Origin of the sequence: Kitasatospora sp. MAP5-34 (assembly GCF_029894335.1) — a bacterium.
Classification (GTDB): domain Bacteria; phylum Actinomycetota; class Actinomycetes; order Streptomycetales; family Streptomycetaceae; genus Kitasatospora.
Genome location: NZ_JARXZC010000014.1, coordinates 40,338 through 59,900, shown reverse-complemented (window position 1 = coordinate 59,900; position 19,563 = coordinate 40,338). Strand labels below are relative to the sequence as shown.

At 71.3% G+C, this 19,563-nt stretch carries 20 protein-coding genes and 2 pseudogenes; 9 read left to right on the top strand and 13 right to left on the bottom strand.

The genetic code is table 11. From position 1 onward, the window contains the following. Nucleotides 1–56: 56 nt before the first annotated feature. The 3 genes from gntD to P3T29_RS14485 all read right to left on the bottom strand — a co-directional run bounded on the left by gntD (nt 57) and on the right by P3T29_RS14485 (nt 4,114). Nucleotides 57–1,097, bottom strand: coding sequence for a guanitoxin biosynthesis L-enduracididine beta-hydroxylase GntD (gene gntD, locus P3T29_RS14495; protein WP_280716830.1), 1,041 nt, complete (start codon nt 1,095–1,097; stop codon nt 57–59). An 84-nt stretch (nt 1,098–1,181) separates the two neighbouring features. Continuing rightward, complete coding sequence (locus P3T29_RS14490) at nt 1,182–2,891, bottom strand: carbamoyltransferase C-terminal domain-containing protein (RefSeq protein ID WP_280716829.1); 1,710 nt, start codon at nt 2,889–2,891, stop codon at nt 1,182–1,184. Nucleotides 2,892–3,250: 359 nt separating this feature from the next. Continuing rightward, nucleotides 3,251–4,114 carry an AraC family transcriptional regulator gene (locus P3T29_RS14485; protein WP_280716828.1) on the bottom strand — a complete coding sequence of 288 codons (864 nt, stop codon included), beginning with the start codon at nt 4,112–4,114 and terminating at the stop codon, nt 3,251–3,253. Nucleotides 4,115–4,206: 92 nt separating this feature from the next. On the opposite strand from P3T29_RS14485, the gene P3T29_RS14480 reads away from it, so the two are divergent. Continuing rightward, on the top strand, nt 4,207–4,578 hold the full coding sequence (locus P3T29_RS14480; RefSeq protein WP_280716827.1) for a VOC family protein: 372 nt from the start codon (nt 4,207–4,209) through the stop codon (nt 4,576–4,578). A 27-nt stretch (nt 4,579–4,605) separates the two neighbouring features. After that, complete coding sequence (locus tag P3T29_RS14475) at nt 4,606–5,022, top strand: SRPBCC family protein (protein WP_280716826.1); 417 nt, start codon at nt 4,606–4,608, stop codon at nt 5,020–5,022. Here P3T29_RS14475 and P3T29_RS14470 read toward each other — a convergent pair. Then, nucleotides 4,982–5,380 (bottom strand): hypothetical protein, encoded by a 399-nt coding sequence (locus P3T29_RS14470; protein ID WP_280716825.1) that lies wholly within the window; start codon nt 5,378–5,380, stop codon nt 4,982–4,984. The two genes, P3T29_RS14475 and P3T29_RS14470, sit on opposite strands and share 41 nt — an antisense overlap. Nucleotides 5,381–5,511: 131 nt before the next feature. Beyond that, nucleotides 5,512–5,853, bottom strand: coding sequence for a hypothetical protein (locus P3T29_RS14465; RefSeq protein WP_280716824.1), 342 nt, complete (start codon nt 5,851–5,853; stop codon nt 5,512–5,514). Nucleotides 5,854–6,002: 149 nt separating this feature from the next. Between P3T29_RS14465 and P3T29_RS14460 the strand changes: the two genes are divergently transcribed. Next, on the top strand, nt 6,003–7,184 hold the full coding sequence (locus P3T29_RS14460; protein ID WP_280716823.1) for a helix-turn-helix transcriptional regulator: 1,182 nt from the start codon (nt 6,003–6,005) through the stop codon (nt 7,182–7,184). A gap of 154 nt (nt 7,185–7,338) precedes the next feature. Here the strand turns inward: P3T29_RS14460 and P3T29_RS14455 are convergent, their stop codons facing one another. Both P3T29_RS14455 and P3T29_RS14450 read right to left on the bottom strand, forming a co-directional pair. Then, a complete protein-coding gene (locus P3T29_RS14455; protein ID WP_280716891.1) occupies nt 7,339–7,617 on the bottom strand; it encodes a type II toxin-antitoxin system PemK/MazF family toxin in 279 nt (92 codons plus the stop codon). A gap of 17 nt (nt 7,618–7,634) precedes the next feature. Further along, a complete protein-coding gene (locus P3T29_RS14450) occupies nt 7,635–8,096 on the bottom strand; it encodes an SRPBCC family protein (RefSeq protein ID WP_280716822.1) in 462 nt (153 codons plus the stop codon). A 139-nt stretch (nt 8,097–8,235) separates the two neighbouring features. Between P3T29_RS14450 and P3T29_RS14445 the strand changes: the two are divergent. Then, nucleotides 8,236–8,352: pseudogene (locus P3T29_RS14445) on the top strand (AraC family transcriptional regulator); the annotation flags it as partial. A gap of 73 nt (nt 8,353–8,425) precedes the next feature. Here P3T29_RS14445 and P3T29_RS14440 read toward each other — a convergent pair. Further along, nucleotides 8,426–9,520 carry a DJ-1/PfpI family protein gene (locus P3T29_RS14440; RefSeq protein WP_280716821.1) on the bottom strand — a complete coding sequence of 365 codons (1,095 nt, stop codon included), beginning with the start codon at nt 9,518–9,520 and terminating at the stop codon, nt 8,426–8,428. A gap of 147 nt (nt 9,521–9,667) precedes the next feature. On the opposite strand from P3T29_RS14440, the gene P3T29_RS14435 reads away from it, so the two are divergent. Continuing rightward, nucleotides 9,668–10,408 (top strand): DJ-1/PfpI family protein, encoded by a 741-nt coding sequence (locus P3T29_RS14435; RefSeq protein WP_280716820.1) that lies wholly within the window; start codon nt 9,668–9,670, stop codon nt 10,406–10,408. Here P3T29_RS14435 and P3T29_RS14430 read toward each other — a convergent pair. Together P3T29_RS14430 and P3T29_RS14425 are read right to left on the bottom strand one after the other, a co-directional pair. Continuing rightward, nucleotides 10,398–12,656: a molybdopterin-dependent oxidoreductase gene (locus P3T29_RS14430; protein WP_280716819.1), complete on the bottom strand. Its 2,259-nt coding sequence runs from the start codon at nt 12,654–12,656 to the stop codon at nt 10,398–10,400. The two genes, P3T29_RS14435 and P3T29_RS14430, sit on opposite strands and share 11 nt — an antisense overlap. A 54-nt stretch (nt 12,657–12,710) precedes the next feature. Further along, nucleotides 12,711–13,133 (bottom strand): MarR family transcriptional regulator, encoded by a 423-nt coding sequence (locus tag P3T29_RS14425; protein WP_280716818.1) that lies wholly within the window; start codon nt 13,131–13,133, stop codon nt 12,711–12,713. A 119-nt stretch (nt 13,134–13,252) separates the two neighbouring features. Here P3T29_RS14425 and P3T29_RS14420 point away from each other — a divergent pair, with 119 nt between their 5' ends. From P3T29_RS14420 to P3T29_RS14405, 4 genes and pseudogenes are all read left to right on the top strand, one after another. Next, nucleotides 13,253–14,737, top strand: coding sequence for an MFS transporter (locus tag P3T29_RS14420; RefSeq protein WP_280716817.1), 1,485 nt, complete (start codon nt 13,253–13,255; stop codon nt 14,735–14,737). A 10-nt stretch (nt 14,738–14,747) separates the two neighbouring features. After that, nucleotides 14,748–15,431 (top strand): annotated as a pseudogene (locus P3T29_RS14415) (type 1 glutamine amidotransferase domain-containing protein); the annotation flags it as partial. Continuing rightward, nucleotides 15,426–16,745, top strand: a complete 1,320-nt coding sequence (locus P3T29_RS14410; RefSeq protein ID WP_280716890.1) for an aldehyde dehydrogenase family protein — start codon at nt 15,426–15,428, stop codon at nt 16,743–16,745. The pseudogene P3T29_RS14415 and the gene P3T29_RS14410, both read left to right, overlap by 6 nt. Before the next feature lie 73 nt (nt 16,746–16,818). Continuing rightward, nucleotides 16,819–17,619: a maleylpyruvate isomerase family mycothiol-dependent enzyme gene (locus P3T29_RS14405; protein WP_280716816.1), complete on the top strand. Its 801-nt coding sequence runs from the start codon at nt 16,819–16,821 to the stop codon at nt 17,617–17,619. 75 nt (nt 17,620–17,694) lie between these two features. Here the strand turns inward: P3T29_RS14405 and P3T29_RS14400 are convergent, their stop codons facing one another. The 3 genes from P3T29_RS14400 to P3T29_RS14390 are packed head-to-tail and all read right to left on the bottom strand — an operon-like array spanning nt 17,695 to nt 19,539. Beyond that, nucleotides 17,695–18,357, bottom strand: a complete 663-nt coding sequence (locus tag P3T29_RS14400; protein WP_280716815.1) for a hypothetical protein — start codon at nt 18,355–18,357, stop codon at nt 17,695–17,697. Nucleotides 18,358–18,388: 31 nt separating this feature from the next. Further along, entirely contained in the window at nt 18,389–18,943 is a 555-nt protein-coding gene (locus P3T29_RS14395) for a hypothetical protein (protein WP_280716814.1), read from the bottom strand. Nucleotides 18,944–18,975: 32 nt separating this feature from the next. Then, nucleotides 18,976–19,539 (bottom strand): hypothetical protein, encoded by a 564-nt coding sequence (locus P3T29_RS14390; RefSeq protein ID WP_280716813.1) that lies wholly within the window; start codon nt 19,537–19,539, stop codon nt 18,976–18,978. Nucleotides 19,540–19,563 lie beyond the last annotated feature (24 nt).

Below are 19,563 nucleotides of genomic sequence, written 5' to 3'. Positions count from 1 at the left end.
ACATGGTGCAGTCACTCGCGCACGCTCGGAAAGCCACCGCCCGGGCCCGACTCCGCTCAGGCCGGACCTGCGAGTCCCGTGATCACCACCGGCGATCCCACGGCCGCCCGGGCGGCCCGGGACCTGCGGAGATCCCGCGTCACGCTGACCCGCTTCAGCCAGCGGTCTCTTCCGTCGTAGCGAGCCTGGAACGGCCGACGTCCGTGCACAGCACGGTAGTTGTCCACCATGAGGAGTTCACCGGGCGCGAGCGCGATCTCGCTGCGGTGGCGTTGCAGCTGGCCGGTGAGGGCGGCCAGGGCCGCGCGTGCCTCCTCGTCCTCGGGGTCGGTCTCGATGAAGTACTCGTCGAAGACCAGGTAGGGCGCGGACGGATCGCCGAACAGCACTCCGGTGCGCGGTGGCACAGGGGGGCACTCACCGCGCTCGGCGGCACGCCGCACGTGCTCCTCGTCCGGGGTCAGAACGTACCGTGGCTCGGCGAGTACCCGGCGTTGCTCACCGGTGAGATCGACCCGGTCGACCGGTGCGTACGCCGTCGGGACCCAGTCGTCGTTGCGCAGGCAGAACAGGCCCAGGTAGTCGCAGCGCAGGGGTGAGAACGCGTCCTCGTTGTGAAGATCAAGGACGCTGGCGCTGCTGCCTGCGCTCTTGTCCAACTCCTCCCCGCGCACGGGCAGGAGGTCCTGCACGAGCCTGCCGTCCTGCACAGTGCTCCACGAGAAGACGTCTCCCAGGACCGACGCCACCAGTACTAGGTAGAGCTCGTGGGCCGACGTCCCGGCCTCCGCCCCCGAGAACGTCCGCCAGTGGGCGGGCGTTCGCCCCAGACCGGCGTCGTCCACCGTCCAGCCGCTCAGCACGAAGCCGCCGGCGGGCTCCTCACGACGGAACGCGTCCAGGAAGCCGAGCAGTCGCTCCGGCAGCCGGCGGGCGGCTGCCGGGACGGCCCGGAACACCTCGGTGGTCTGTTCCAGGGCGAGGGAAGTGACCTCGCCGGCCAGCCCGGCAACGGCGTCCCGGACCTGGCCCACCTCCTGCGGGGTGAGCGAGAAGCGCAACGGCCCCGGATCCCGCAGTGGCTCAGCGGGTTCCACTTGGCCTGCCTGGCTGGGGATCACCGGATTCCTCTCTGGCGGCGGACCTTCCTGACCGTCCGGCTTCGGGCATTCATCGGCCGGTCAGGCACGACTGGCCAGGTGATCACCGATGGCGACGGCGTCGATGCGAGTGCCCAGGAACGTGGCCAGCGCATCGGACGGCGTGCAGACGATCGGCTCACTGTCGTTGAACGACGTGTTGAGCACCATGGGAACCCCCGTCAGTTCGTCGAATTCGGAGATGAGCCGGTGGTAGCGGGGGTTGAGGTCGGCGGAGACGGTCTGGACCCGCGAGGTGCCGTCCACGTGGACGACGGCTGGAATCCGGGATGCCATCGCGGGGAGCACCGGACAGGTGAAGAGCATGAAATGGAAGCTCTCCGAGTCCCGTCCCAGATCGAACCAGTCCCTCGCGCGCTCGGCCAGCACGCTCGGGGCAAAGGGCCGGAACGCCTCCCGGTGTTTGACCTTGTCGTTCAACATGTCCCGCATGCCGGGATCACGCGGATCAGCCAGCAGAGACCGGTTGCCCAACGCCCGGGGGCCGAGCTCCATCCGGCCCTGGAACCAGCCGACCACCTCACCGCCGGAAATCCTCCTGGCCACCTCGCGGGCGATATCAGGGCTGCGCTGCGAGGTGACACCTGCCTGGGCGAAGGCCGCAAGAATCTGTTCGTCGCTGTACTCCGGACCGGCGTATTCACAGGAAAACTTCGATGGGGAAATGGTCGTCGGCTCGGGAAACGGCCCACCGGACGCATGGAACGCCGCGAGCGCCGCACCGATGGCTGTCCCACCGTCATGAGGCGCGGAAGGTATGAACACCCGCGAGAACGGGCCCTCTTCCTTGAGCAACCAGTTGGTCGTGCAGTTCAACGCCACGCCGCCGGAGAAGCACAGCGTCTGGGCCGGGTGGAGCCGGTGGGTCCGCTCAGCGAGCCCGAGAATCGTCCGGTTGTTCCAGCTCTGCAGTGTGGCGGCCAAGTCGATGTGACGCTGGTCGAGCGGTTCACCAGGCAGGCGACGCGGGCCGAAGTGCTGTTCGAGGGCCTCAAAGCCCGGGAGTCGAAACTCGAAGGCGTCGGTGCGGACCTCCAATTCGGGACCCTCGCCGACGATTTCAGCGAACGCGGAGGCATGTGTGCGCGGGTCGCCGTAGGATGCGAGACCCATGACCTTCGAGGCGTCGTAGGGGCTGAAGCCGAGATACGCGCTGAGTTTCTCCCAGACGAAACCGACCGAGTGCGGGTAGCGCAGGTCTCCCAGGGGCTCGATCAGCGTCCCCTTCCCGGCACCCAACAGCGCTGTTGCCGATTCCCCGATTCCGTCCACGACGAGAACGGCCGCCTCGTCGTCGCCACAGGGGTAGTACGCGGAGGCGGCGTGGGCCACGTGGTGAGGAATCCAACGCACCATCGCTGCGCAGTCGACTCCGAGCAGGTCGGAAATCCGCTCGGGTATGCGCGCCAGGCTTGTTCGGAACAGGGCCTCCCCCCGGGCACTGCCCCAGTCGCCGTCGACGCTGAGCGGGTCGACCTGGAACGTTTCACGGCGGAGTTGGGGGTCGAATGCCACCGCCACGAGGTCGATCTCCTCGGGTTCGATGCCCGCCTGCTGCAGGCAGAAGGCGATCGCGCGACTGGGCAGATCATCGGCATTCGACACCAGAGCCGACTTTCCGTGCTTGATGCGATTGAAACGTTCCTCCTCCGCAGCTGCGGTCACATTCCCGTCCACGACAAGAGCGGCCGATGACTCGTGGAATACGCAGTTGATACCGAGGACGTTCACCTGACCCCCTCCACATTCGGCTCTCGTCCGGGCAGGACAGCTGGAGTCCGGGCCCGGTCAAGGAAGTCCCACAACACGCGGAAGGCCATGCTCCATGCGCTATGACCCGCGTGACAAGACGTTCGACACGCCGATTCGGCCGGCGGGTCGAGCCGACACCTGGTCACGGACACCCCTGGAGCAGCCCACGCCTGACTCGACAACAGGTGTCGCCCTGCGGAGCCAGGAGCACGAGGGGCAGCGGCTCGCCCGGCGTCTCCCAGTCTCAGCTTCCGTCTCGGTCGGGGCCTGCCGGACTCCGCGCGTGGGCAGAATCCGGTGCCGGCGCACCCCAGCGAAGCGGGGGGAGCCTCAGGCGGTCAGCGCGAGGGAGCCAGCAGGCGTCGAAGGACCGTGGGCGTGTGGCCGAGGTGCTGGCGCATGGTCCGGGTCAGGTGGGCCTGGTCGGCGTATCCGAGGTCGGCGGCGAGAGTGCTGAGGCTGCCCTCGTCGGCCTCCAGACGGTCGAGGGCCCGGCCGATGCGAACGCGGTTACGGTAGCGAGTCACCGACACGCCGAGCTCACGCGGGAACGCCCGGCTGAGGCGATACGGAGAGACACCGAGCAACTCGGCCAAGGAGAACAGCGTTTCCGAGGCCGAGTGGCCTTCGGCGATCGCCTCGCGAGCGGCCGCGACGAGGTCTCGGTCGCGCCCGACGGACATGCCGCCGATCGGCGTTGGTCCTGCCACCGTCCGGCCGACAGCGGCCGACAGCAGCGTCAGCAGTTCCTCGGAGAGCGCGTAGTCGACATCTCCCAACTCGGCAGCGGCGAGGAGGCGACGGTGGGCCAGGTCCAAGCGCGGGTCGACGTAGACCGTCCGCCCGGTCGGCCGCGCGACGTCCCCGGCCAGGGAGCGCCACAGCTTCGGCGTCACGCTGATCGCCGTGCAGAGATCACCGCCGACGGGGTGAGCGAAGCTCTCCTCCTCGCCCGGGGCTCCCACATAAGCGAGGGTTGCGTCGATGTCGGCGGGCACGCCGGCGGCCATCCTGCGGAACCGCCCGCGGCGCACGAGCACTATGCGGTGGTCGCCGCGGACTTCCGGTGCCGACCAGCGAGTGTGGTCGTCGCGGCAGGCCACCGCGCTGATGCCGAATTCGGGACGGGTGGCGACAGGAACGGCAGTAAGCACCCTTCGAACGCTACGCGGCGGGTCTGACAGCCGCGCAAGGATGTTCAAGACGAGGGCCTGACGCCGGGAGCAGGCTGGCGGAGCGCGACGGGCCGTTCCCTTCGCGCCTCGTCCAGCACCGACACCCAGGAGTTATCGGGATGCCTGTTCTCAAGCAGCTCAACACGGTCGTCATCGACTGCGCCGATCCGGCCGCGCTCGCCGCGTTCTACCAGAAGGCCACCGGCTGGGAGATCACCTACAGCGACCAGAACTTCGCGTCTCTGGGCGACGGCACCCCGGTCCAGCTCGCCTTCGTCCACGTCGAGGGCTACCAGGCGCCGGGCTGGCCCGACGGCGCCAAGTACACGCACCTCGACTTCACCGTCACCGACCTGGACGACGCGGCCAGGGAACTGCTCGGCATCGGAGCCTCCCGGCCCGAGTTCCAGCCGGGCGACGGCAGGTGGGTCGTCCTCACCGATCCCGAGGGCCACCCGTTCTGTCTCACCGGCGACACCACTGGCAACTGAGCACCCCCGAAGAGAGGCGACCGACCCATGGCATCCATCCACCGCGACATCCTGATCAACGAGACTCCCGAAAACGTCTGGGCCGCCATCCGCGACTTCGGCGAGGTCCACAAACGCCTCGCACCGGGCTTCGTCACCGACACCCGAGTCGAGGGCGACAGCAGGATCGTGACCTTCGCGAGCGGCACCGTGGTGCACGAGCTGATCGTCGACATCGACGACGAGACCCGGCGCATCGCCTACGCGGTGGTCGGCGGCTCCCTGGAGCCCAAGCATCACCACGCGTCCATGCAGGTCGTCAGCGACGCCGCGAACCGCAGTCGCTTCGTCTGGACCATCGACGTGACGCCGGACAGCCTCGGAGAGCCCATCGCCGAGATGGTCGACGAAGGCATCCGAGTGATCAAGCGCACCCTGGATCGAGAGGCCGCCCCGGCCGATTGATCAGCAGGTCGTCGGCGCTCGGCGTGGTTGCGGTTTTGGTGGCGTTCACCCCCTGCAGTTCACCCCCTAGGTCACCAGCTTCGGCACCGGCTCCTCCCTGCGGCAGCACCTCAACACCACGATCGGCGTCCCGCCCGGCGTGTACCGGCGTACGTTCCGGGGCTGACCCCTGCAAGGCCCTCGGGACAGGGGAGTAGACCAGGTCGACCCGGCCGACATAGGTGTCGCCAAGGTAGAGGTACTGGGCATGGCTGACGGTGGTGCTGTAGTCGCATCCGTCGCCGGGGCCGCCGGCGTCGGCAACGCCGGCGTCGACGGCGAGGCCCGCGAGGGTGAGAGCGGTGGTGGCGAGAGCCACCGAAGTCCTGCGCAGCGCGGTGGACAGCAGGAAGGTCTCCTCGGTTCACGGGGACGGGCTCGGACCGACGGCCGGGCTGGGGCCCGATGTAGGCGCCCCAGCCCGGCCGTCAGGCGTGTGCAGTGCGGGACTTACGCGCAGCCACGCCATCCGGTGGTGCCCTCGGTGATGCAGAGCGTGGTCCCGTAGTGACCGTCCACAGCGAGCCCGTCGTTGCCGGGGTACCTGATGTCAGAGGGACCGGAGAGGCTGCCCGCGTAGACCCGGTAGTCGGTGGTGGGCCCGTAGAGCGTGAAGGTGTACTGGGTGAGGTTCACGGACCGGTTGTAGTAGTAGCTGTTAAAGCAGAGCCGCTCGCCGCTGCGGGGCCCGTTGATGCAGTTGCCGACGGTCGCCTGGGCCGGGGCCGCCAGCAGCACGCTGGACAGGGTGGCGGCGGCGAGGGCCAGGGTGGTGATCGTCTTTCGGAGCATGATGTACCTCCTGCGTTGCGGGACCGGGGGAGCCGGGACGAGTCCGGGGCCGCCTTCCGGTATGCCGGGACCCAATCTTGGGGATGCGTCACATGTTCGACAGCCCCTGACAGGGGTCTGACAACATCGAACACCGGGGGGAAACACCAGTGAGTACGACCGAACAGGGTGGGCCTGTCGCAGGGCAGCGCCAATCTGCCGTCACGGACTTCGCCGCCGCACTCCGTCAGCTGCGTCTGGAGGCAGGGAAGCCCTCGTTCCGGGCGATGGCCGGCGCCACCGGAGCGATCTCCCACACCACGCTGCACGAGGCGGCGTCCGGATCCCGGCTGCCGTCCTGGCCCACCACCCGGAGCTACGTCCGGGCCTGCGGCGGCCACGAGGCCGAGTGGCGCCGACGCTGGCTCGCGGCTGCGAGCGCCGCGTCCGGTCGCGAGACGGCTGATCACCGTCCCCCGGAGCCGGAGGCCGCGCTCCCGCACCCGCAGGAGCCCGACGAAGGGCTCCCGCCCGACGCCGGTCTGCCGGCCTCCGCCACCGACGACGGCACGCCGCCCGAGCCGCCGCAGGACGCCTCGGCCCAGCCGCACCGCTTCCGGCGGCATCGGCGCGTGCTCACGCATCTGGTCGCTCTGGCAGCCGGCACCGCGCTCGGCGCCGGAACGGTGCTCGCCACCGACCGGGTCACCGTCACGGTCACCGTGCCAGCAGCGGCCGTGCCGAGCTACGTCGCCCGCGTCGCCTCGGCGACGGGGACGACGTACCAGACGGCGACGACACTCCCGGTCCAGCACGCGGTCGCCGCCGGCGAGACCCTCGTGGTGCCGGTGATGCTCACCAACACCCGACCGGGGGAGGTCCGGGCGACCGACAGCCAGGGAAACACCTACATGATTGCTGCGGACCAGACCGACGGCGCCGCCGGTGACCGCACCCTGGTCCTCACCGCGACCGTGGCCGGCGCACTTTCGCCCTCGGACACGATCACCCTCAGCTACCCGTCAACCGGTGAACAGCACGTGATCGTGGACGAGTTGACCGACGTCAGGGTGGTCGACCAGCACGCCGCCGCTACCGGTGCACGGGGCACGGACTTCAACTCCGGTACGACGCCGACCACCAGGGTCGGCCCCAAGCTGGTGTTCGGCGTCGCCGGCGTCCAGGGAGGCGCGCCGGTGACCTGGACGGACGGCTTCACTGCCCTGCCGACGCTGTCTGTCTCCGCCGACCAACTGGCCACCGGCTACAAGCGGGTGACCGTCGCCAGCTCCTACGCGGCCGTCGGCACCTGCGACCACCAGTGGATGGCCGGCGTCGTCGCCTTCGCCTAATGGGATCTATCGGGACGTGACCGAGACTCGGCCGGTGACCGCCAGCAGGTGAGCACTGCCGCCACCCGAGCCGTTTCGAGCTCTGGTGTCAGACCGTGCCCCGGCCGGCCCGGCCGGGCGGCCATGACCTGCGAAGTCTTCAACCCGCACGGGGTCAGTGCTGCAACCCGAGGATCAGCCGAACTGAGTCCTCCACGCGGGGCAGCTCGCCCGGAGCCGGCAGCCCCAGCTTCCGCCGCAACCGCGACTTCGCGACCGTGTGAAGGTCTGCACAGTTCACATACGACTCGTCGTACTTCGTCAAACCTGCGTCAGACCCGATCGCGACATGAGTGACCTGCGGACCGGAGGTGCCGGTGATCAGCGCGACCGTGAAAGAGGCGAGCGGTTCCGCGATCCGGTTGACCGTGAGGACCGATCTCGACCTCCGCAGCAGTTGGCCCGCCCGCCTCAGTTGCCGGCGCCAAGCCGCCGGGCCAGCACTCGGCCGCGTTCGGCCTGCACCGCTCCGGCCTTCCCAGCCGCGTAGCGGAGCAGGCCGAACGGCGCGTGCAGCTGCAGCGTATCGACCACGACAGAGCCACCGCCGTCCCGGGCAGTGACGGCGAAGCGGTAGTCCATCCGCACGCCACCAGGGCTGACCACCTCGCCGCTGACCGTCGCCTCGCCCGGCAGCCGGGCGCTCTCGGTGCGCAGGGTGACCCGGATGACGTTGTCGTGGCTGACCAGCCCGAGGAACCGGAGGCGCTCGACGGCCGCGTAGTGTGTCACCCCGCCCTCGCACCGCACGTCCCGCACGTCCACGAGCAGCGGGGAGAGACCGATGTAGTTCTCGGGCTCCGCAAGATGTGAGAGCACAGCGGCGGGGGTCGCCGCAATGTCGTAACTGCGGCTCAGTTCGGTGCTGGGCACGTCCAACTCCCCTACCCGGTCCGGATCCGGTCATCGTCGTGGACCGGGAACGATCGGTGGGTGATCGCACCATCCCGCCGACTCCGCCAAGCTATCGCGGAAAGCTCCGCGACATGGGCCGGATCAGGGGGGCTCGGCGCCCGTCAACCGGATCGCCGAACGGGTCGGCTTCGGCACCGGCGCCTCCCTGCTGCAGCACCTCAACACCACGATCGGCGTCCCGCCCGGCGTGTACCGGCGTACGTTCCGGGGCTGAACTCCTGCCAGGACCTCTGAGGACGGATGGAGGTGGCCCACTACCGCTGTAGCCGTCTCAGCTCTGGTCTCGTTCACGGGCGTTCGCTGACGTTCGATGGCCCGGCGCCCGTCCGTACGACGACCCGGGCGGCGGCGATCTCCTCCCGCCCGCGCATGCCCCCGTGGTCCGGCTCAACAGCGGCGTGGACAGTTGTCCGGCGGGGTGCGCGGACGGCATTGCGGTGGTTGGAGGGGGTGGTGCCGAAGCGGGTGAGGAAGGCCTGCCGGAGGGTCTCGGTCGAGCCGAAGCCGCAGCGGCGGGCGACGGCGGCGAGCGGCAGGGCGGTGGATTCGAGCAGCTGGGCGGCCGCCTCGGTACGCGCGGTGCGGACGAACCTGGCCGGGGTGTCGCCGAGTTGGTCGAGGAAGAGGCGGGCGAGGTGGCGTTCGCTGACTCCGGCCCTGGCGGCGAGGGCCGCGCTGCCGAGATCCTCGTCCAGGTGACCGGTGATGTGCCGGACGAGTCGGGACAGGATCCGGTTCTCCGGCGGCGCGTCCTTCACGAAGATGGACAACTGGGCCTGGTTGCCCGGTCGTTGCAGGTAGGTGACCAGCCAGCGGGCCGCCGACCGGGCCAGTTCGGGGCCGTGGTCGTCCTCGACCAGGGCCAGGGTCAGGTCCAGTGCGCTGGTCACCCCGGCGGAGGTGTAGACCTCGCCGTCCCGGAGGTAGAGCGGGCCCGGGTCCACGGCCACCGAGGGGTGGCGGTCGGCGAGTTGGCGTGCGAAGGCCCAGTGCGTGGTGGCCCGCCGCCCGTCCAGCAGTCCCGCCGCCGCCAGCACACTGGCCCCGGTGCAGACGGAGGCCACCCGACGGCTTCTGGCGGCCAGCCGGCGCACATGCCCGGTCAGCCCCTCGTCGGCGGCCGCGTCGAGGTGGCCGAGGCCGCCCGAGACCACCAGCGTGTCCAGCGGGCCCCGGACCTGCTCCAGCGCCGCCTGGCCCGCCAGCACCAGCCCGCCGGAGGTGCGCACCGGCCGGCCCCCGGGGGTGGCCAGCCGGACCTGGTACGGCGGCTGCGCGCCCAGCCGGTTCACCGAGTCGAAGGTGTCGCTCACGCAGGCGATGTCGAGGAGTTCCGCCTGGTCGTAGCCAATGATCACCACGCGTCGGGCTGCTGTCGTCATGGTCGTCAACCTACGCCAACCTGTCCGGAAGACAGGGATCGCAGGATTCCGGACCACCCGCCCGGGCCCGGCCCCTGGCGACGGCCCGGCGGTGTGAGAGTGAGCGCCGGCGGCAGACCGCCTCCGCGCCGGACCAAGGAGCCCACCGTGCCCCAGACCCCCACCCCCGAGCCCGCCCCCACCCCCGAGCCCGACGACGGCATCCGGACCATCGCGTTCGCCGTGTACCCCGGCATCACGCCGCTCGATCTGGTCGGACCGCTGCAGGTCTGCTCCGCGCTCGCCGACCTGGTGCCGGGCTTCCGGACAGTGGTGGTCGGCGAGCGGATCGAGCCGATGCCCACTGACACGCCGCTCGCCCTCATACCGAGCCACACCTTCGCCGAGGTACCGGCGCCGCATGTGCTGATCGTCCCGGGCGGTCTGGCGCCGACGCTCGCCGCGATGGCCGACGAGTCGCTGCTGGAGCACATCCGCCGGACCGCCGGGCAGGCCCGGATCGTCGGGTCGGTCTGCACCGGCTCGCTCCTGCTGGCCGCCGCCGGGCTGCTGGAGGGCCGCCGGGCCACCAGCCACTGGATGTACCGGGACCTGCTCGCCCGCTTCGGCGCGACGCCGGTCGCCGAACGCTGGGTCGAGGACGGGCACTTCGTCACCGCCGCCGGTGTCTCCTCCGGTATCGACATGGCACTCCAGCTGGTGAGCCGGATCGCCGGTGAGGAGGTGGCCCGGCAGATCCAGCTCTTCATCGAGTACGACCCCGAGCCGCCGTTCGGCCCCATCGACTGGACGGCCGTCGGCACACCGGAGCACACCGGTTTCGCCTCGGCGGTGCTCGCTCAGGCCCTGACAGACCATCCGGAGCTGCTCGCCCGACTCACCGGCTGAGGACCTCCACCGGGATGCCGTTGAGCACAGCCGTGCCCGACAGCGGGTCGATCGGCTCCTCGTCGGTGAGCAGGTTGCTGTTGACCCCGGCCTCGCGGGTGGCCAGCTCGCTGCGGGTGGCCGGGTCGGTGTGGCCCCAGCCGTGCGGGAGGCTCACCACGCCCGGGGTGAGGGTGTCAGTGAGCTCGGCGACGGCCGCGACCTCGCCGACCCGGGAGCGGACGGTGACCGACTGGCCGGCGGTGACGCCGAGGCGGGCGGCGTCGTCCGGGTGCAGCTGGAGGGTGCAGCGGTTGCTGCCGCCCGCGAGCAGCGGGAGGTTGTGCATCCAGGAGTTGTTGGAACGCAGTTGGCGGCGGCCGACCAGCAGCAGCCCGGCACCCGGGGCGGTCGCGAGGCTGTCCGCCAACCGCCTTGCCTCGTCGACGAGTTGCGGCGGCGCCAGCTCGACCTTGCCGCTCGGGGTGCGGAGCACGCCGGGCAGCCGGGGCCGCAGCGGGCCGAGGTCGAGGCCGTGCGGGGCGGCCACCAGGGCGTCGAGGGTGAGCCCGTCGGGTTTGGCGCCGAAGCCGTCCCCGTACGGGCCACCGCGCAGCAGGAGGTCGAGCAGCCGGTCCTGGCGGCGGCGGCCGGAGACGGCGGCGAGCAGCTCGACCGGGTCGCGGCCGTGGGCCGGGGAGGACGGGTCGGCGGCCAGCCGACGGGCGGCGTCGGCGGCGGTGAGGTCGTCCAGCTCGTCGGGGGTGAGGCCGCCGCCGAGGGCGGTGCAGGCCAGGCGCAGCAGTACCTCGGACTCGTCGAGTTCGCCGGGTGCGAGCGGGAGGCTGGGCGGGGAGTACTTGGCGGTGTTGCGGACGGCGAAGCTTGCGAAGACCAGGTCGTAGTGGCTGCGGGCCAGCGGCGAGGCGGCGGGGAGCAGCACGTGGGCGTGCCGGGTGGTCTCGTTGAGGTAGGCGTCGACGCTGATCATCGCGTCGAGCGAGCCGAGAGCGGCGCCGAGCCGGGCGCTGTTCGGGGTGGAGAGCACGGGGTTGCCCGCGAAGGTGATCAGCCCGCGCAGTCGGCCGGGCCCGGGGGTGTCGATCTCCTCGGCCAGCGTGCCGACCGGGAACTCGCCGAAGACGCTGGCCAGTTGGCGCACCCTGGTCCGGCGCGAGCCGGGCACCCGGACACCCCGGCCCCGACCGGGTTCGCCGGTGGTGTTGGGCGAGCCCGTCGCGGGTTCGGGGAAGAGCACGCCGCCGGGCCGGTCGAGGTTGCCGGTCAGGGTGTTGACCACGTCGACCAGCCAACTGGCCGCCGTACCGAAGGCCGTGGTGGTGGTGCCGATCCGGCCGTAGACGGCGGCGCTGGGCGCGGCGGCGAGTTCGCGGGCCAGCCGGCGTACGGTGTCGGCGGGGACGCGGGTGGCGGCGGCGACCGCCTCGGGGGTGAACGGCCGTAGCACGGCACGGAGTTCGGGCAGACCGTTCAGGTGCGGGGCGGCCTGGCCGGGATCGGCGAGGCCCTCCTCCAGCAGGGTGCGGGCGATACCGGCCAGCAGCAGCGCGTCGGTGCCGGGGCGGATGGCGAGGTGCTCGTCGGCGATCTCGGCGGTCCGGGTGCGGCGCGGGTCGACCACCACCAGGCGGCCGCCGCGCCGGCGCAGGGCGCGCAACCGGCCGGGGAGGTCGGGGGCGGTGAGCAGACTGCCGTTGGAGACCATCGGGTTGGCGCCGAGGATCAGCAGGTAGTCGGTGCGGTCGACGTCCGGGATGGCGATGGAGAGGTCGGTGCCGTACATCAGGCCGGAGGCGACCTGCTTGGGCATCTGGTCGACCGTGCTGGCGCTGAACCGGTAGCCGGTGCCGAGCGCCTGGACCAGTACCCGGGTGTAGAGCGAGGCCGCGTGGTTGTGAACGGTCGGGTTGCCCAGGTAGACGGCGACGCTGTCGCGGCCGTGGTCGCGGAGCAGCGGCTCGAGCAGGCGGCCGGCCTCGGCGAACGCCTCGTCCCAGCCGACCTCCGTCCAGGTCGGGCCGCGCCGGATCAGCGGGGTGCGGAGCCGGTCCGGGTCGCTGTGCAGCTGCCCGAGCGCGACGCCCTTGGGGCAGATGTAGCCCTTGCTGAACGGGTCCTGCCTGTCGCCCCGCACCGAGATGGCCGCATCGGCGCCGACGGTGACCGTCAGCCCACAGGTCGCCTCGCAGAGCGGGCAGGTGCGGTGGCTGACGGATTCGGACGCATTACCGCTCGGTAGCCCGTTCATGGCCCGAGGCTAGCGGGCGGGCAGCGGCAGCAACAGCCCCTGGCAGCCGGGTTCTCAGGCGGCGGGGAAGACGCGGGCCAGCAGCCGCTGGAAGGTGATCCGCTCCTCCTCGTCCAGCCCTTCCAGCCCGGTGAGGCTGGACATCAGTTCAGCGCGGATCTGACGGACGGTGTCCTCCCCCTCCTCGGTGAGCGTCACGTTCTTGATCCGCCGGTCGGCGGGGGCGGTCTCGCGGCTGACCAGCCCGCGCGCCTCCAGCCGGTCGACGATGCCGGTGACGTTGGAGGCGTCACAGGCGAGCAGGTCGGCAAGGGTGCGCATGGGCATCGGCCGCCGGAGCAGGCTGAGCATCTTGCCCTGCATCAGGGTGAGCCCGCGCTCGGCCGCCACGGCGGCGAAGCTGCGGTAGTAGCCGGCGGCGGCCTGCGCGAGCTGGTCCATGAGCTGGGCCGGGGTGGGCGGGGCGGTGGGAGTCATGGGTCAAGTGTAGGCGAGAGTGCTTGACATTCTTAACTATCGAGGATTACCTTCAAGTCAATTGCTTGAAGGCTTCAACCATCAAGCCTTCAAACTCCCGGAAGGACCGTAGTCCCGTCATGAGCCAGACCCCCTCCGCTGCCAGAGAACGCAGCAGCACACCCCTGATCCTCGCGCTCGGACTGGCCGCGATGGTGGTGGCCATGGCGCAGACCCAGGTCGTCCCGATCCTCGCCCTGCTCCAGAAGGAGCTGCACACCGGCTCGGCCGGCGTCAGCTGGGTGACCACCGCCGCGCTGCTCTCCGCCGCCGTCTTCACCCCGCTACTCGGCCGGGTCGGCGACCAGTTCGGGAAGAAGCGCACCCTGCTGGCCGTCCTGGTGGTGATGGTCATCGGCTCGGTGATCGCCGCGACCACCACCTCGCTGGCGCTGCTCATCGTCGGCCGGGTCCTCCAGGGATCCGCCACCGCGATCTTCCCGCTCGCCCTCTCGGTGATCCGCGACGAGGTCCCGCACGAGAAGCTGCACGGTGCGATGGCCCTGGTCAGCGGCACGCTCGCGTTCGGCAGCGGCCTCTCGCTGGTCGCCACCGGCCTGCTCACCCAGGGCAGCCACCCGAACTACCACCTGGTCTTCTGGTTCTCCACCGCGCTGACCGTGCTCGCCCTGGCGGCCGTCGCGTACGTCGTCCCGCACGGCGGCTCGCCGACCGGTGGCCGGATCGACATCCTCGGCGCGCTCACCCTCGCCGTCTTCCTGGTGCTGCTGCTGCTCGGCATCTCGCAGGGTCACGAGTGGGGCTGGTCCTCCGGCCGTACGCTGGGCTGCCTGGCCGGCGCCGCCGTGATGGCCGCCGTCTGGGTGCTGGTCGAGCTGCGCGTCCCGAACCCGCTGGTGGACATGCGGATGTTCGTCCACCGCCAGGTGCTCTTCACCAACCTGGCCGGGCTGTTCTTCGGCTTCGCCGCCTTCGCCCAGTTCATCGGCATCTCCTACCTGGTCCAGATGCCGCAGCGGCTCACCGGCTACGGCTTCACCGCCTCCGTACTGCGCGCCTCCGTCGAGTACCTGCTGCCCAGTGCGCTGATCGCACTGGTCGCCGCCCCGGCCGCCGGCATCCTGGTCCGCCGGATCGGCGCCCGGTTCACCCTCACGGCGGGCGCCCTGGTCGGCGTCGCCGGCTTCGCCTGGCTGGCCTGGGGACACGGCGCGAGCATCTCCGTGATCATCGCCGGGATGCTCACCGGCATCGCGATCGCCTTCGGCTACGCCGCCATGCCCGCCCTGATCGCGGCGAGCGTGCCGCTGGAGCAGACCGGCATCGCCAACGGCATCAACTCGATCTCCCGCTCGGTCGGCAGCTCGATCGCCAGCGCGGTGGTCACCTCGCTGCTCGCCTCCAAGACCATCACGTACGCCAAGTTCGGCGTGGCGCTGCCCGCCGAGAGCCAGTTCACGCTGAGCTTTGTCATCGCGGCGGGAGCTCTGCTGCTCGCGGTCCTCGTTTCCCTGGTGGGGCTGAGCCGGCACCACCGCCCGCTCGCACCGTCCGTCCCGGTGGCCTCCGGCCTGCCCGCCGAGCCCGTCCCCGCCAAGATCTGAGGAGCAAACCATGACCTCCGCACTTTTCGTAGTCACCGGCTCCAGCACCTGGACCCTCGCCGACGGCACCCAGCACCCCACCGGCTACTGGGCCGAGGAGCTCGCCGAGCCGCACCGGATCTTCACCGAGGCCGGTTACCAGGTCACCATCGCCAGCCCCGGCGGTGTCCCCGCCCCCGTCGACCACGGCAGCCTGAGCCCGGCGGTCAACGGCGGCGAGGAGCGCGCGGCCGCCGTCGGCGCGTACCTCGACTCGATCCGCAACGGGCTCGACAGCCCCGCCAAGCTGGAGGAGGTCGACCCCGACGCCTACGACCTGGTCTTCTACCCCGGCGGCCACGGCCCGATGGAGGACCTCGCGGTCAACGAGACCTCCGGCCGGATCCTCACCCGCACCCTCGACTCGGGCAAGCCGCTCGGCGTGGTCTGCCACGCCCCCGCCGCGCTGCTGGCCGCCCGCCGCGAGGACGGCAGCTGGCCGTTCACCGGGTACCGGATGACGGCGTTCACCAACGCCGAAGAGCAGGCCGTCGGCCTCGCCGCCAAGGCGAAGTGGCTGGTCCAGGACCGGCTGGTCGAGCTCGGCGCCGACTTCGTCGAGGCCGCCCCCTTCACCCCGCACACGGTGACCGACCGCAACCTGTACACCGGCCAGAACCCGGGCTCCTCGGCCGGCCTGGCCCACGCACTGGTCGCCGCCGTCGCCACCGACCCCGCCACCGTGGTGGCCCGGGTCCGCGCGACCTTCGACTCCGGCGTCACCAAGCCGCTCGACTGGCGGCTGCGCCAGCTCGCCGCGCTGCGCTCGATGCTCACCGAGCAGACCGAGGCGTTCCAGCAGGCCCTCCAGGCCGACCTGGGCAAGAGCCCGAAGGAGGCGTACCGGGGCGAGATCGGCTTCACGCTGAACGAGCTGGACCACACCGTCGCGCACCTGGCGGAGTGGCTGAGCCCGAAGCCGGCCGCCGTGCCCGACTTCTTCCTGCCCGCCGAGGCCCACGTGGTCCGTGACCCGCTCGGCGTCGTGCTGGTCATCGCGCCGTGGAACTACCCGCTGCAGCTCGCCCTCGTCCCGCTGCTGGGCGCGCTGGCGGCCGGTAACACCGCCGTGGTCAAGCCCAGTGAGGTGACCCCGGCCACCTCGGCGGCGATCGCCCGGCTGCTGCCGCGCTACCTGGACCGGGAGGCAGTCGCGGTCGTCGAGGGCGGGGTCCCGGAGACCACCGAACTGCTGGCGCAGCGCTTCGACCACATCTTCTACACCGGCAACGGCGCGGTCGGCCGGATCGTCATGACGGCCGCCGTGAAGCACCTCACCCCCGTCACGCTGGAGCTCGGCGGCAAGAGCCCCGCGCTGGTCGAGCCAGGCGTGGACCTGGCGGCGACCGCCCAGCGGATCGCCCGGGGCAAGTTCGGCAACGCGGGACAGATCTGCGTCGCCCCCGACTACATCCTCGCCATCGGCGACACCGCCGCCGCGCTCGAGGAGCATCTGGCCACCGCCGTCCAGGCGCTGTACGGGGACGACCCGTCGGCCGACCCCGCGTACGGCCGGATCGTCAACGAGCGCCACCACGACCGGCTCACCGCCCTGCTCGGCGACGGCCGGATCGTCACCGGCGGCACCCACGACCGCGCCGGCCGCTACCTCGCACCCACCGTGCTCGCCGACGTCTCTCCCGACGCCCCGGTGATGCAGGCCGAGATCTTCGGCCCGGTGCTGCCGATCATCTCGGTGCCCGACCTGGACGCGGCGATCGCCTTCATCAACGACCGCGACAAGCCGCTCGCCCTGTACGCCTTCACGGAGTCGGAGCTGACGAAGCGGCGGCTGACGGAGGAGACCTCCTCCGGCGCGCTCGCGTTCGGCCTGCCGGTCTCCCACCTTGCGATGCCGGAGCTGCCGTTCGGCGGTGTCGGTGAGAGCGGGATGGGCCGCTACCACGGCGAGTACTCGATCGACACCTTCAGCCACGCCAAGGCCGTTCTCGACAAGCCGATCGGCTGAGAGAGTTACCGCCAGACAGTCCCATGGGAGCGCCGGCCATGAGGCCGGACCGCCAGGAGAGGCACATCACCACATGAACACCTCGGACCAGTACCGCCACGGCGCTCCGGTCGACCACCACTCGACCGACCACCGCCCGGCCGTCGCGGCTGAGGCCGCCGGGCTCGTCGCCCTGGTCGGCGGCGCCGACCTCGCGACCCCGGTGCCCAGCTGCCCGGGCTGGACCTTGGCCGACCTGGTCAAGCACACCGGCAGCGTGCAGCGCTGGTTCTCGGTGCTGCTGCGTCAGCGCGTCCAGGAGCGTCCGACCAGCCGGGACGTCGAGCTGAACCTGCCGGAGAAGCAGGACGGCTACCCGGAGTGGCTGGCCGCGAGCGCGGCCGAGGCGGCGGACGCGTTCACCACCCTCGAGCCGGGCGCCCCGATGTGGGCGTGGGGAGCCGACCAGCACGTCCGGTTCTGGATCCGCCGGATGCTGTTCGAAACCCTGGTGCACCGGATCGACGCGGAGCTGGCCCTCGGGCTGACCCCCGCGATCGACCCCGCACTCGCGGCCGACGGCGTGGACGAGTTCCTGGTCAACCTGCCGTTCGCCACGCCGTTCGCGCCCAAGGTGGCCAACCTGCGCGGCGAGGACCGGACGATCCGGTTCACCTGCACCGACGCCGCCGGCGACTGGCTGGTCCGCCTGCGGCCGGACGGCTTCGGGCTCGACCAGGACGACACGGGTACCGTCGCGGACGCGACCGTCCGGGGAACGGCGGCCGACCTGCTGCTGTTCGTCTACGGCCGCCTGGACGGCAGTGCCGACGCCCTCGACCGCGCCGGGGACGAGGAGCTGCTCGCGCTCTGGGTCGCGAACTCCGAGTTCTGACAGCCGAGTTCTGAAGTGGGGCGGGGAGCTCGAGCTCCCCGCCCCACCGGCATGCCGGCCCGAGTCACCGCCGGCTCACTGGTTGAAGGTGTCGATGTTCGCGATCCGCCAGCCGCCGCCCTGGCGGACCGCGTCCACCGCGAACATCGCGGCGGCGTAGCTGGTCCGGGCGGGCTTCGCGGAGTCGGCGGTGCTGGTGTTGCGCTGGTCGGCGAAGACCAGCAGCCGGGCCCGGTCCCCGTCGATCAGCTCCACGCCGCTGTCGGTGACCGTGGTGGTGAGGACGAGCTTCTGCTGCGGCGCCTGCTTTCGCACCTCGGCGAGCATCGTCGCGTACTGCTGCACGGCGTTGCCGACCAGCAGGGTCTTCGCCGCCGTGTCGGTCCTCGCGGTGTCGGCGTAGTTGTAGGAGAAGAGCGTGTTGACGGCCTGCGAGAGCGTCCCCTTCACCTCACTGGTGCGGACGGGGTCGGTGAGCGCCAGGTTGCGGGCGGCCGGGTCGGCCCGCAGGGCCGCCATCCGCGCGGCGGCCCCGGCGCCGAAACCCGCCAGCAGGACGGCGGCCAAGGCCAGCACGGCGGGCCGACGCCACCGCCACCGCCTGGCAGGCGGCTCGGTCGACTTCTCCAACTCTGCTACCACAGCGGGGACTTCGACCGGACCGGCAGCGGCGGGCCGGGCCGTCGCCGCCAGCCGTCGCTGACGGTTGATCAGATAGCGCGTGGTGGTCGACGACATCTGCGGCGCTCCTCTCGGGTACGGCGTACGACTACTGGCCGGCGGACGGCTGAGCGGACGGCTGGGGGGAGACGGCGGCACTGTCGCCCATCGGCGCCTGGCCGAGGGCGCTCAGCTTCCAGCCGTCGGGGGTGCGGGTCAGCTCGCCGAGCATCCGGCTCTCCTTCGCGGCGGGCGCGCTCTGCGGCGCCTGCACCGAGATCCGCAGCGCGATCATGACACTGGCCCGGCCGGCCCGGTCGTCCAACTCGGTCACCGCGCCGGACAGCACCCGCGCGGTGGTGACGGTCTGCGCCTGCTGCACCTGCTTCTCGAAGTCCGCGCGCCCCTGTACCAGTTGGGTGTGCAGATCACCCGTGGTGGACGCCTCCCAGAGGTCCAGCCCGTGCGTGAGGTCCGCGTGGTCGAGGGTGTTCATGTTCTGCACCGCCTGTTCCCCCGCCGCCAGCACCTGGTCCCGGGCCCGCGCGTAGGCGGCGGAGTCGTCGTGCGCCGCCCGGTACCAGGACCAGCCGGACCACACCGCGAACACCGCCGCGAGCACGACCAGCCCGACCGTGACCGCCGCCCACCGGTTCTTCGGCACCTGCAATCTCCGTACTGCCATCGTCCGCTCCCCTACCGGGCCTTGAGATCGGTGATCCGCCAGTGACCGCCCCGCAGCTGCGCGGTCACCGACAGCTGGGCGGCGGCCGTGGTGGCCGCCTGGCCCTCGCGCTGGGCGGTCTGGTCCAGGAAGACCAGCAACTGCGCCCGGTCCACCGTGAGTTCCACCACCCCGGCCCGCACCACCCGTGAGCTGAGCGTCAACTTCTGCTCCGCCACCCGCTGCTGCAACTGCCCGAACAGCGCCTGGTACTGAGCCGCCGCCGTACCGTCGAGCAGCTCCGCCGCCGCCTGCGCGGTCGCGGTGGTGTCGGACGGCGAGTACGAGAAGACCTTGCCGAGCGCGCTGCTGACGTCGCCGGTCACCTCGGTGGTCGCCCGGGTGTCGACCAGGGCCCGGTTCGCCATGGCAGCCGGGTCCCGCAACTGGGCGCCGAGGTAGCGGAATCCACTGCCCGCGAGCAGCAGGGCGGCGAGGGCCGCCGGGACGGCCCAGCGCCGCCGCGACCTCGCCGTACCGCCCTCGACGTCGGGCAGGATCGCAGCGGCGACCTCGGTCTCTTCCACTGTGCTCACGCGCCGGTGTCCTTTCGATCAGCT